Origin of the sequence: Nocardia fusca NBRC 14340, assembly GCF_001618425.1 — a bacterium.
GTDB classification, from domain to species: Bacteria; Actinomycetota; Actinomycetes; order Mycobacteriales; family Mycobacteriaceae; genus Nocardia; species Nocardia fusca.
In genome coordinates this window covers 1-12,879 of the sequence record NZ_BDCU01000048.1, presented here as the reverse complement: position 1 = coordinate 12,879, position 12,879 = coordinate 1, and the positions used below count along the sequence as shown (strand labels likewise).

The 12,879-nt window shown below is 68.4% G+C and carries 8 protein-coding genes and 1 tRNA gene; 6 read left to right on the top strand and 3 right to left on the bottom strand.

The window, feature by feature from the left end; genetic code table 11:
* Positions 1 to 15: 15 nt before the first annotated feature.
* The 3 genes from orn to NF4_RS28310 form a co-directional block, all read right to left on the bottom strand.
* Complete coding sequence (gene orn / locus NF4_RS28320; RefSeq protein ID WP_063130509.1) at positions 16 to 657, bottom strand: oligoribonuclease; 642 nt, start codon at positions 655 to 657, stop codon at positions 16 to 18.
* A gap of 82 nt (positions 658 to 739) precedes the next feature.
* Positions 740 to 1,543 (bottom strand): mycolate reductase, encoded by an 804-nt coding sequence (gene cmrA / locus NF4_RS28315; RefSeq protein ID WP_063130442.1) that lies wholly within the window; start codon positions 1,541 to 1,543, stop codon positions 740 to 742.
* A gap of 190 nt (positions 1,544 to 1,733) precedes the next feature.
* Positions 1,734 to 1,807: transfer RNA gene (locus NF4_RS28310), tRNA-Arg, on the bottom strand.
* Between the two features lie 135 nt (positions 1,808 to 1,942).
* Here NF4_RS28310 and NF4_RS28305 point away from each other — a divergent pair.
* The 6 genes from NF4_RS28305 to NF4_RS28280 form a co-directional block, all read left to right on the top strand.
* Positions 1,943 to 3,982 carry a bifunctional copper resistance protein CopD/cytochrome c oxidase assembly protein gene (locus tag NF4_RS28305; RefSeq protein WP_063130441.1) on the top strand — a complete coding sequence of 680 codons (2,040 nt, stop codon included), beginning with the start codon at positions 1,943 to 1,945 and terminating at the stop codon, positions 3,980 to 3,982.
* Positions 3,983 to 4,951, top strand: a complete 969-nt coding sequence (locus NF4_RS28300) for a threonine/serine dehydratase (RefSeq protein WP_063130440.1) — start codon at positions 3,983 to 3,985, stop codon at positions 4,949 to 4,951.
* 297 nt (positions 4,952 to 5,248) lie between these two features.
* Entirely contained in the window at positions 5,249 to 8,029 is a 2,781-nt protein-coding gene (locus NF4_RS28295; protein ID WP_198165507.1) for a helix-turn-helix transcriptional regulator, read from the top strand.
* A gap of 138 nt (positions 8,030 to 8,167) precedes the next feature.
* Positions 8,168 to 8,668: a single-stranded DNA-binding protein gene (locus tag NF4_RS28290; protein WP_063130438.1), complete on the top strand. Its 501-nt coding sequence runs from the start codon at positions 8,168 to 8,170 to the stop codon at positions 8,666 to 8,668.
* A gap of 35 nt (positions 8,669 to 8,703) precedes the next feature.
* Entirely contained in the window at positions 8,704 to 10,380 is a 1,677-nt protein-coding gene (ettA, locus tag NF4_RS28285; RefSeq protein ID WP_063130437.1) for an energy-dependent translational throttle protein EttA, read from the top strand.
* 95 nt (positions 10,381 to 10,475) lie between these two features.
* A partial coding sequence (locus tag NF4_RS28280; protein WP_198165506.1) for an NAD-glutamate dehydrogenase domain-containing protein occupies positions 10,476 to 12,879 on the top strand: 2,404 nt, incomplete at its 3' end.

Genomic DNA, 12,879 nt, shown 5'->3' with positions numbered 1-12,879 from the left:
GCCGGTCGCCGGGCGCTATGCCGGGCCGGGCGTGCCGCCACCGGTTCCACCCGCGGGACCGGCGCTGACCTCGGCGGCGATCGCGGAGATCTCTGCCGTGGAAGGGCCCGGCGCGGGGACGAAGGCGGTGCGCCGGTAGTACTCGAGTTCCCGGATGGATTCCTGGATATCGGCGAGCGCGCGGTGGGCCAGACCCTTCTCGGGCTGGCCGAAATAGATCCGCGGGTACCAGCGACGGCACAGTTCCTTGATCGAGCTGACGTCGATCATCCGATAGTGCAGGTGCGCGTCCAGCTCGGGCATGTCCCGGGCGATGAAACCACGATCGGTGGCGATGGAGTTACCGGCCAGGGGCACCATCCGGGCGGTGGGCGCGTACTGCTTCACATAGTCGAGTACCTGCCGCTCTGCCTCGGCGAGGGTGACCGTGGAGCGCCTTACCTCTTCGGTGAGACCGGACCGGGCGTGCATCTCGGCGACCACCTCGGGCATCGACGCGAGTGCCTCGTCGTCGGCGTGGATGACGATATCCACCCCGTCACCGAGAACGTTCAGATCGCTGTCGGTCACCAGGGCGGCCACCTCGATCAGTTTGTCGGTGACCAGGTCGAGCCCGGTCATCTCGCAATCCATCCACACCACTAATTTGTCCGACACCCGCACCACCCTAATCAGCGCCGCCACCCGCCGAGCGCAATCGCCACCCGCTCCGTATGGGAAGTCTCCGAACGGGCCGCGGTCAGCCGCCGAGCTTCTTGTAGAACGCGCCCGCGATCGGGGCGGTGACCGCTCTGGGCCCGTAGTTGCCGGCGGCGCTCATACCCTTCCCGATCAGGCCGGGTACCACCCGCATCTTGTTGCGGGCCAGCGCGTCGATCGAGATCCGGGCCGTGTACTCCGAGGACACCCACAGGAAATCCGGGACCATCCGGTCGACCAGGGAGGCGTCGGCGGGATCGGGGGTCTCGGTACGCACCGGGCCCGGGGCGAGCAGGGTGATGTGCACCCCGGAACCTTTCAGCTCCCCCCGCAGGGATTCGGCGAAGGTGTTGGCGAAGGCTTTGCTCGCCGCATAGGTGGCGTTGTTGGGGATGGGCATGTTCCCGGCCGCCGAACCGCTCACCAGGATCCCCCCGGCCCGACGTGCCAGCATCGTGGGGAGTACCGCCAGGGTCAGGTCGTGCACGGCGACGGCGTTCAACTCCAGCTGGTCGCGTTCGTAGGCGGGATCGAGGGTGGACAGGGGTCCGAACGTCGCGATACCCGCGTTGTTGCACAAGATCGAGATGTCGCGGCCCGCGAGTTCCTCGGCGAGCGGAGCCCGCTGCGTCCGATCGGCGAGATCGACGGCGCGGACTTCGGCGGTGATGCCGTGCTCCCGGGTCAGCCGGTCGGCCAGGGCGTCGAGGATCTCACCGCGGCGCGCGACCAGGATGAGCGAATGACCCCGGCGGGCCAGTTCGGCGGCCAGTGCGGTTCCGATTCCGGACGAAGCGCCGGTGACTACGGCGCGGCTCTCGGCGGTAGGCGAAGGCAAACCCATTCCCGACACCCTAGAGGGCGCTGCCGAGCGTAGCCCGCCCGCAGCCCGCGGCAGGGCCGTGGCGAAGGCGGAGCCACGCCTGGAGCACTGCCGGCGGAGGTTTCGCCATACCGGGATTGTGTGTTTGGCGCTCGTCGGAGGGGGTACACCCACTCCGACTGGCTCGAACAGCTCAGTCGGGTGGGTGGAGCGCCCCCGGCAGGAATCGAACCTGCGACCTAGGGATTAGAAGGCCCTTGCTCTATCCAACTGAGCTACGGAGGCAGTGGTTCCACCATGGCGGACAACGGCCGCGCTGTCCAGCTGAAAAGTGTAGCGATCGACCGGATCGTCTGATTTGGGCTGCCCGGAAACAGCCCCGGCGGGCTGAACGGTGCCCGTCGAACTACTCTCGAACCTATGTCGTCAGCCCAGGCTCCCGCCGCCGAACCCGCTACGAAGGCCGGTCGGCCCAGTGGCTCGGCGGTCGTGCCGGCGGTGCTGACCGTGTTCGCCGCGGCGCTCGCCGCGTTGGTATCGATGCTGGTGGTGGGGTTGTCGGCCGCCCAGGCGCTGAGTCTGCTGGGTATTCCCGATCCCGGTCCGCTGACGACCTACGGTTTGCCCGCGCTCCGGGCGTTGGCCGATCTCTTCGCAGCCTTCACGGTGGGGTCGCTGCTCTTCGCGGCCTTCCTGGTGCCGCCGCAGCGTGGCGGTCTGCTCGACACGGGGGGTTACCGCGCGGTGCGGCGGGCCTCGGGCCTGGCGGTGGCCTGGGCGGTGAGCGCCGCGCTGCTGGTACCGCTGACCGTCTCCGACAGCACCGGCCGGCCGGTTACCGAGATCCTGGCACCCCAGGATCTGTGGGGGGTCGCCGATGAGATCGAACTCGCCGGTACCTGGCGGCTCACCGCGATCGGTGCTCTGCTGCTGGCGATCGGCTGCCGGCTGGCCCTGCGCTGGGGCTGGATGCCGGTGTTGTTCGGCGCGTCGGTCGCGGTGATGATGCCGCTGGCGCTGACCGGGCATTCCGCGTCCGGTGGCGCCCACGATGTGGCCACCAACAGTTTGATCCTGCATCTGATCGCCGCGGCGGTCTGGGTCGGCGGCCTCGGCGCGCTGCTGGTCCACGCGCTGCGGGACGGCACCCATACGGCCCTGGCCGCCCGGCGTTTCTCCGCGGTGGCACTGGTGTCCTTCGTGGTGCTGGCCGGCAGCGGCCTGGCCAACTCGTGGGTGCGGGTGCCCTGGGACGAGCTGTTCACCAGCACCTACGGCCGGTTGGTGCTGGCCAAGGCCGCCGCACTGGTGATTCTCGGCGTCTTCGGCTGGTTCCAGCGGCGCGCGGCGCTTCCGGCGCTGGCCGCCGACCAGGACGACCGGCGCGCACTCGCCCGTTTCGCGAGTGTGGAACTGCTCGTCTTCGCCGCGACCATGGGCCTGGCGGTGGGGCTGGGCCGGACTCCGCCGCCGGCGCCGACGAGCGTGCCCACCCCGATGGAGGTCGAACTCGGCTACAACCTGGACGGCCCGCCCACGGTGGCGCGGCTGCTCTTCGACTGGCGGTTCGACCTGATCTTCGGCACGCTCGCCATCGTGCTGGCGGTGCTCTATCTGCTGGGCGTCCGGCGGTTGCGGGCGCGCGGTGACGTCTGGCCGGTCGGCCGGACCGCCGCCTGGCTGCTCGGCTGCGCGGTGTTGCTGTTCACGACCTCATCGGGGGTCGGCCGGTACGCGCCCGCCATGTTCAGCGTGCACATGGGCGCACATATGGCGCTGTCGATGCTGACCCCGATCCTGCTGGCCCTCGGTGGCGTGGTGACGCTCGCGTTGCGCGCCCTGCCGCCGGCGGGTCGGGACGGCGCCCCGGGCCCCCGGGAATGGATTCTGGCGGCCGTACACAACCCGGTCTCCCGATTCCTCACCCGGCCGATCGTGGCCTCGGTGCTGTTCGTGGCCGGTTTCTACGCGCTGTACCTGGGCGGGATCTTCGATGCCTACGCCGATTCCCATACCGCGCATCTGCTGATGAACCTGCATTTCCTGCTCAGTGGCTATCTCTTCTACTGGGTCGTGATCGGGATAGACCCGAAACCACGCCGGGTGGAGCCCCTGACCAGATTGGCCATGGTGTTCGGTTCGCTGCCCTTCCACGCCTTCTTCGGGGTCGTGTTGATGGGAATGAGCACGGTGCTGGCCGGCTGGTTCTATCGGAGCCTCGACCTCGGCTGGCCTATCGACCTGCTGGGTGATCAGCGCACCGGGGGCAGTCTGGCGTGGGCCACCGGTGAGGTACCGCTGGTCGTGGTCATGCTGGCGCTGCTGATCCAGTGGTCGCGCAGTGACGCGCGGCTGGCCCGGCGCACCGACCGCGCCGCGGAACGCGACGACGACGCGGAACTCGCCGCGCACAATGCCATGTTCGCCCAATTGGCCAAGCGAGATCGGGCAAGTAGGTAGATGACCGAGCAGAGAATCCCGCTGACACCTGTGCCACCGCTCCGGCGTATCTACCGGTCGGATGTGCGGGCGGCGCGTCGGCGACTGACCGGGCGCATTCGCAAGACCCCGGTCTTCCACACCGCCGTACCAGGGCCCGGCGGTCCCGTCCCGGTCACCCTGAAGCTCGAGTATCTGCAGCACGGTGGCACCTTCAAGGTGCGCGGCAGTTACAACGCGCTGCTGTCGGAACGAGTGTGTCCCGAACATGTGGTGATCGCCTCGGGCGGCAACGCGGGGATCGCCGCGGCGCTGGCGGCGGCCGGGATGGGCAAGACCTGCACGGTGGTGGTCCCGGAATCGGCGCCGCACACCAAGGTCGCCGCCATGTGGTCGCACGGCGCCGAGGTGCGCTGGCACGGAACCACCTATGCCGAGGCCTACGAGCACGCCTGCGAGATCACCGCCGAACGCGGGGCGTTGCAGTTGCACGCCTACGATCTGCCCGCGGTGGTCGCCGGGGCCGGCGTGATCGAACTGGAGATCGAGGAGCAGGTCCGTGGGCGGCCGCCGATCCTGGTCGCGGTCGGCGGCGGTGGGTTGATCGGCGGAATCGCCGCCGCCGGCGGGCGCCGCCGCGAGATCGTGGGCGTGGAACCGGAGGGGATCCCGACGCTGAATTCCGCGCTGGCCGCCGGCAAGCCGGTCGACGTGGAGGTGTCCAGTATCACCGCCGATGCCCTGGGCGCCTCGCGGATCGGCGAGATCGCTCTCGATGTGACCCGGCGCTACGGTGTGCGGTCCGCGCTGGTGACCGACGACGCGATCACCGACGCCCGGGACTATCTGTGGCGGGAGTTCCGGATCGTCGTCGAACTCTCCGGCGCGGTGGCCCTGGCGGCGATACTCAGTGGTGTCTATGTACCGCGGGAGGGCGAGCGGCCGGTGGTGGTGCTGTGCGGTGCCAACACCGAACTCCCGGTGCTCTGACACGCTGATCGGCGTCGGTTCGCCGCTCGACCACCTCGCGGGCGCAGCGCCTAGCCATCTTTCGGCGGACGGTTGTCATCATGGGCGGGGACGAGACGCCGGGAGTGCCGAGTCCGGCGGCGCCCGAACGTTTTCGACGCCCGGATCTGCTGTTGTCGCGCGGCCGTACGCGAATGTACGGCGGCGGCCACCTATCTCCGAGTTGTCCGCTCTCCGCCGGTCCTGTGGAGGGATATCACAGTCTCCGCCGGTAGTAGGTCCATGCATGCCGTGGTCCGGGTGCTTAGACTGATGCGAGTGCAGCAATCTCTCGCGACAGTGTTCGTCGGTCGCGACGCCGAGGTCGCGGCTCTGGTCTCGTGCGGGCGTACCGCGCTCGCGGGGCGCGGTGCCGTGGTCCTGGTGGAAGGCGAAGCCGGTATCGGCAAAACCACGCTGCTCGGTGCCGCCGCCCGGCAGTTCGCCGAGCTGGGGTTGCAGGTGCGGACGAGTCGCGCGAGAGAGCTCCAGCAGGATGTCCCGTTCGCGGCGTTGGCCGGCTGGCTCGTCACCGGGGATCCACCCGCCGATGCCGATCCGATCCGGACCCTGCTCGACGGTGCGGACCAGGCCGGAGACGCCGCGGCCACGCACGAATTCGCCCTCGCCGAACTCCTGCTCGAACAGATCCGCGGCTGGTGCGCGGAGCAACCCGTGGCCTTGCTGCTCGACGACGTCCACTGGGCCGACCGCTCCAGTCTGGCCGTGCTGCACCGGCTGTGCACGCTCGCCGATCGGTTGCCGCTGGTACTGGTGCTGTCGGCCCGCCCCTTCACCTCTGACCCGGCCTTCGCGGTGCTGACCGCCACATTGACCACCTGCGCCGCCTCCACCATCCGGCTGGGCGCGCTGCCCGACGCGGCGACGACAACCATGGTCCGGGAAATGGTCGGTGCGGTGCCGCCGCCGGCGCTGCTGCGGCAGGTCGCCGGAGCGTACGGGCATCCGCTGCACATCACGGAGCTGGTGGCCGCCTCACTGCTGGACGCCGGCGACGCGAAGCCCACGACCGGCTTTGCTCCGCAGCCGGTCGGCTCCCTGGCCGAGGCGATCTGGCGCCGGGCCGAATCGCTGTCGCGGCCGACCCGCGACCTGTTGCCCATGGCCGCGGCACTGGGCCCGAAGGTCGATGTCGTGGAACTCGCCGCGGTGCTGGACGGCCACATCATGGAAGTGTGGAGCGCGGTGACCGAGGCAACGGACGCCGGACTGCTCACCATGGTCGATTCCGAGCTCGTCTTCCGCCACGATCTGATCCGGCACGTGCTGGCGGAGCGATTACCCGCCTCCCTACGCTCGGATCTGCTGCGCCGGGCCGGGCGCGTGCTGCAGACCACGGGTGCACCGATAGAACGGGTCGCCTACTACCTGTCGATCGGCGGCCGGGAACTCGAGCCGGCGAGTCTGCAATGGCTGCTCTCGGTAGCCGACGCGCTGATCGTGCGCGCCCCGGAACTGGCGATGCGCCTGCTGACCCGCATAGTCGATACGGCCGGCCTCGACACGGCGACCCGCGCCGCTCTGATCCGGATGCGGACCCGCGCGCTGCTGTGGAACGGCCGGACCGACCAGGCCGAGGCCACGTTGCGAGTGGCGTTGCGGCATCGGCCCGAGCATGCCGACGACCCGGGTCTGCGCTGGTTGCTGGCCCATGTATGTCATGCCCAGGGACGGTTGGCCGAGGCCGTCGAAGTGGCCGAGACCGCGCTGAACACGCTGGATCTCGGCGACGCCGACGCGGCGCGTTTCCTGGGCCTGTGCGCGCTGGACAATTTCTTCCTCGAACGGTTCGCCGAGGCCGAGCAGGCCGCGTGGCAGGCGGTCGCGCTGGGACGGCAGTCGGGCAACTCCCTGGCCACGGGGTACGGGCTGATGGCCCTCGGCGCCGTGCGCTACACCCAGGGATATCTCGACGAAGCGCTGGAGATCAGTACCGAGTCGCTCACGGTGTTGCAGGACGGCGCCGGATCCGACCAGATCGATCCGTACGTGTTGTACGCGCACTGCCTGATCGAGCTCGACCGCCCGGCCGCGGCCGTGGAGGCCCTGCAGACCGCCATCGGCCACAACCGCCGGATGCACGGGGTCTACCTGGCCCCGAACCTGATGGCCAAAGCGCGATTGTTCCTGCTGAACGGGCGCTGGGACGAGGCGATCGCGGAGTGCCGGGCGTGCCTGGAGACGGCCGATGTGCTCGGTTACGCGCCGGTCGCCCACAGCGTGATGGCGCTGATCGGGATACACCGGGGCGCGCTGCCACCCGGAGAGGCGCTCGTCGCGGACGACCGCTTGGGTACCGCCGGATACGGGTACATGCAACCGTGGGTCACCGCCTTGGTACACGAAACCCGGGGCAACCCGGAACCGGCCCTGCGGTTGCTCGTCGAGACCCACGCGAAGCTCGACGGGGGTATGAGCGCCTCGACCCTGCACTACATCCTTCCCGATATAGCCCGCCTGGCCTTCGACGCCGGCGATACGGAGGCGCTGCACGGCGCGCGGACGGCGGCCGACGAACTCGTGGCCAAGCAGTGGACCGCCGCCCGCTCGGGTATCGCGCAGCTGTGCCGCGGGCTGGCCGATCGCGACCCCGACACGCTCTTCGCCGCCGCGCGGGAGTTCGCGCACTGCGATTGGCCGCTCTACGAAGCCCAGGCCTACGAGGATGCGGCGATCGTGCTGGCCGCGGGCGGTCGCGGGGCCGAGGCGCGGGAGGCGCTCGAATCCGCCGTCCGGCTGTACACCCGGCTGGGCGCTTCGTGGGATACCGCCCGTGCGGTGGCCCGGATCCGGCGTTACGGAATCCGCCGGGGCGTGCGGGGCCCACGCAATCGCCCGAAAACGGGCTGGGCGTCGCTGACCGAGACCGAACGATCCGTGGCCGTCCAGGTGGCCGACGGCTCCTCGAACGCCGATATCGCGGCGCAGATGTTCCTGTCGCGACGCACTGTCCAATCGCATGTGTCGAGCATTCTGGCCAAGCTCGGCGTACGTTCGCGGCGGGATATCGCCGCCGCCATGACGGCCGCGGGCCGCTGAATCCGGCGGCCCGCTCTTTCCACAAGTGCGCGGTCGCGCGAAAGTTGTGCACAGATTCGATTCGCGCCCCCCATGGCCCCGTCGGGCCGGTGACCATGAGTACGTCCCCGGAAGCACCGGGCGAACGGAGGGGTGGAAATGTACGAAGCAGTGGCGACCGTGGTCGGTACGGTGGTGACCGAGCCGGTGCGACGAGAACTGCCCAGCGGCGAGCAGATGCTCAGCTTCCGGTTGGCAAGTACCGCGCGGCGGCTGGATCGCGAAACCGGTGAATGGGTGGACAACGGGACGCTTTTTCTCACGGTGAGCTGCTGGCGGCGGTTGGTGGCCGGGGTGGACGCGTCGATCCATCGGGGTGATCCGGTGATCGTGCAGGGGCAGCTGCGATCGAATGAGTACCACACCCGGGAGGGCGCCCAGCGTCGCGATCTGGAGATGCGAGCGCATACCCTGGGGCCGGACCTCACCCGCTGCACCGCCCGGGTGGAGCGCCGACGGACCGGACATCCGGCCACGACCGGGAATATATCCGCCGGTCCCGGCGCTGCGACTGCCGAAACCGGGGCGGCGGGGGAACTGAAAGATCCGATGGTGGAGCAGTCGGCGCGCGACGAGGAGCCCGTGAACGCCGACGTGTGAAACCGCACCGATGTTTGACGGATAGGGTGATCGCTATGGCTGAGTTCATCTACCAAATGAAGAAGGTTCGTAAGGCGCACGGCGACAAGGTCGTGCTCGACGATGTCACCTTGAACTTCCTTCCCGGCGCCAAGATCGGCGTTGTCGGTCCGAACGGCGCCGGTAAATCCAGCGTGCTGAAGATCATGGCCGGATTGGACCAGCCGAACAACGGCGAGGCCTTTATCGCGCCGGGCGCCACGGTCGGGATCCTGCAGCAGGAACCGCCGCTGAACGAGGAGAAGACCGTCCGCGGCAATGTCGAGGAGGGGCTCGGCGAGATCAAGGTCAAACTCGACCGGTTCAACGAGATCGCCGAGCTCATGGCCACCGATTACTCCGACGAGCTCATGGACGAAATGGGCAAGCTGCAGGAGGACCTCGACCACGCCGATGCCTGGGACCTGGACTCCCAGCTGGAGCAGGCGATGGACGCGCTGCGCTGCCCGCCGCCGGACGAGCCGGTGACCAACCTCTCCGGTGGTGAGCGCCGCCGGGTGGCCCTGTGCAAACTGCTGCTCAGCAAACCCGACCTGCTGCTGCTCGACGAGCCGACCAACCATCTCGATGCCGAGAGCGTGCTCTGGCTCGAACAGTTCCTCGGGCAGTACCCGGGCGCGGTCCTGGCGGTCACCCACGACCGGTACTTCCTGGACAATGTCGCCGGCTGGATTCTCGAGCTCGACCGTGGCCGGGCCATCGGCTACGAGGGCAACTACTCCACCTATCTGGAGAAGAAGGCCGAGCGGCTCGCGGTCCAGGGCAAGAAGGATCAGAAGCTGCAGAAGCGGCTCAGGGACGAACTCGCCTGGGTCCGGTCGGGCGCCAAGGCGCGCCAGGCGAAGAACAAGGCGCGTCTGGGCCGCTACGAGGAGATGGCCGCCGAGGCGGAGAAGATGCGGAAGCTGGACTTCGAGGAGCTCCAGATTCCGGCAGGTCCGCGACTGGGCAGTGTGGTGGTCGAGGTGGAGCACCTGGACAAGGGCTTCGGCGATCGGCAGCTGATCAAGGATCTGTCGTTCACCCTGCCGCGTAACGGCATCGTGGGCGTCATCGGGCCCAACGGTGTCGGTAAGACCACGCTCTTCAAGACCATCGTGGGTCTGGAGCAGCCGGATAGCGGCACGGTGAAGGTCGGCGATACCGTCAAGCTGAGCTATGTCGACCAGTCCCGCGCCGGTATCGACCCCAACAAGACCGTATGGCAGGTGGTTTCGGACGGGCTCGACTACATCGAGGTGGGCCAGCAGGAGATGCCCTCGCGGGCCTATGTCAGTGCCTTCGGGTTCAAGGGCCCGGACCAGCAGAAGCCGGCCGGGGTGCTCTCCGGTGGTGAACGCAACCGGTTGAATCTGGCGCTCACCCTGAAGCAGGGTGGCAACCTGATCCTGCTCGACGAGCCCACCAACGACCTCGACGTCGAGACCCTGGGGTCCCTGGAGAACGCATTGGAGCAGTTCCCGGGCTGTGCCGTGGTCATTTCCCACGACAGGTGGTTCCTGGACCGCACCTGTACGCATATCCTCGCTTGGGAAGGTGATGCCGACAACGAGGCCAAATGGTTCTGGTTCGAGGGCAACTTCGAAGCCTACGAGGCCAACAAGATCGAGCGCCTCGGCCCGGAAGCCGCACGGCCGCATCGAGTGACACATCGCAAGCTGACCCGCGGGTAACGCCGCGAGACTTTTCCCGCTGCCCGGCTTCGGGTCTACCCTCGGGGTCGGTGTCGGTGTGTCCGAGAAAAATACCGGATTCAAGGGAGTGGGAAATGACGGTCTCGTCCGAATTGTCCAGCGAGGCATGGGCTGCCGAGCTGCCGGACACACTACGCGCCGATCTCGGCACCTTGGAGGACGGCTATTTCCGGCATGTCGAGACCGACGACGCCGATTGTGAGATCACCGCACCGACCCTGACCTTCCGTGCTCATCTGACACTGGCCCTGACCCGGCAACCGGGTCAGGGCCTGGTCCGGGTCCACCATCCCGACGACGGGTCCGGGCTGGGCGCCGCGGTACAGATCGTCACCGACGATATGCCCATGCTGGTCGATTCGGTGACGGCACTATTCGGCCGGATGGGCGGCACCATCAGCGAAGTCATCCACCCCATCTTCACGGTGGAACGCGATTCCGGCGGCACCCTCACCGCGGCTCGCCTGCACGAGGCCGCCCTCCGGCGCAACGGCACCGGGGACGGTCGCGAATCCTGGATCCACCTGCAACTCCACCCGGCGACGAGCGCCCAGCTGCTCGACGAGATCGCCGCCGCAGTACCGGACGTCATCAACGATGTGCGGCAGGTGAGCAGCGATACCGAGGCGATCCACGCCATCGTCGACGAATTGGCGACCCGGCTGGAACAGGCCGGTGATTCCGCGGCCGATGCCGATATCGAACCCGCCGACTGCGCGCGCCTGCTGCGGTGGCTGGCCGACGACAACTTCACCATGCTCGGATACGCGCGCTACCGGCTCGAGCCGGGTGCGGAACTGCCGGCCCCGGTCGCCGATTCCGAACTGGGCGTGCTGCACCCGGGCACCGCGACGGGTTTCCAGGTCCCGATCACCGCGGGTGCCCGGCCGCTGCTGCGGATGACCCAGGGACTGATCCCGGTGACCATGCAGCGCGCGGTGTACCCGTACTACATCGGCGTCGCCGATCTGGACAGCGCGGGCGAGGTCCGGGGTGAGCACCTGTTCGTCGGTGTCTTCACGGTCACCGCTTTGCACGAGAACGTCCTGGACATACCGGTGGTGGGGCAGCGGGTGCGCGCCGCCATCAAGGACAGCGGGTTCGACCTCGACTCCTTCTCCGGCCAGGCCATGCTCGAAGTGATGCAGGGCTTCCCGCGCACCGAACTGTTCTCCTCCGACGCCGCGACCCTGCGCCGGACGGCCACCGCGGTACTCAATGTCGGTTTGCGGCGGCAGGTGCGGTTGTTCCTGCGGGTCGATCCCTACGGCCGGTTCGTCGCCGCCATGGTGTACCTGCCCCGTGACCGCTACACCACCGCTGTCCGCCTGGAAATGCAGGACATCCTGGTCCGGGAGCTCGGCGGCGCATCCATCGACTACTCCGCCCGGGTGAGCGAAAGCGAACTCGCCAGCGTCTACTTCACCATCAGGATGCCGGGCGCCGACACCACGGAACCGGTGGGCGCTGCCGAGGAGATCTCCGAGGACGAACGGCGGCGGATCCAGAACCTGCTCGCCGAGGCGAGCCGCACCTGGGACGACCATCTCAACGACGCCGTGAACGCGTCGACGGTACTCGATCCGCAGATCGTGCGTCGCTACTGCGAAGCGTTCCCCGAAGGCTACAAACAGGATTTCAGCGCCCGGCGCGCGCTGGCCGATATCGATCGCCTGGAGCGGTTGCGTCCGGGAAGTATCGATCAGCACCTGTACCGGGTGGCCGGCGCCCCCGCCGGCTCCTGGCGCTTCACCCTGTACATCGGCGGCTCCGGAATCTCGCTCAGCCAGGTACTTCCGGTGCTGCAAAGCCTCGGGGTCGAGGTGCTCGACGAACGCCCGTACCGGATCAGGCGGGAACGCGACGGCCACGACGCCGAGGAACGCTGGATCTACGATTTCGGCCTGCTGGCGAGCCACGAACTGCTGGACGGCGCACTCGACCAGGACCTCGACGCCGAACTGCTGGAGGTGGCGCCCGATACGCTCGCGGCGCCCAAGGGCAAGGTCGCCGCCGACCGGGTGCGCGACCGGTTCACCGACGCTTTCGACGCGCTCTGGTACGGCCGGGCCGAAGCCGACGGCCTGAACGAACTGGTGCTGCGGGCCGGACTGTCCTGGCGGGCGGTCGCCGTGCTGCGGACCTATGCGAAGTACCTGCAGCAGGCCGGTTTCCCGTACAGCCAGGTCAATATCGCCCGGGTTCTGCACACCTACCCCGATGCGGCGAAACTGTTCGCGCAGTTGTTCACCGCCCGGTTCGATCCGGACAGCCACTCCACCGAACAGGCCGCCGAGCTCGAAGAGCGCCTGCACGAACGGATCGATCAGGTCGTGAGCCTGGACGCGGATCGCATTCTGCGGGCCATCCTCGGCCTGATCCGCGCCACCCTGCGCACCAACTACTACGTCACCGATCCCGACGGTGCCCCCCGGGATTTCATCTCGGTGAAGGTGGAACCGCAGGAGATCGCCGAAC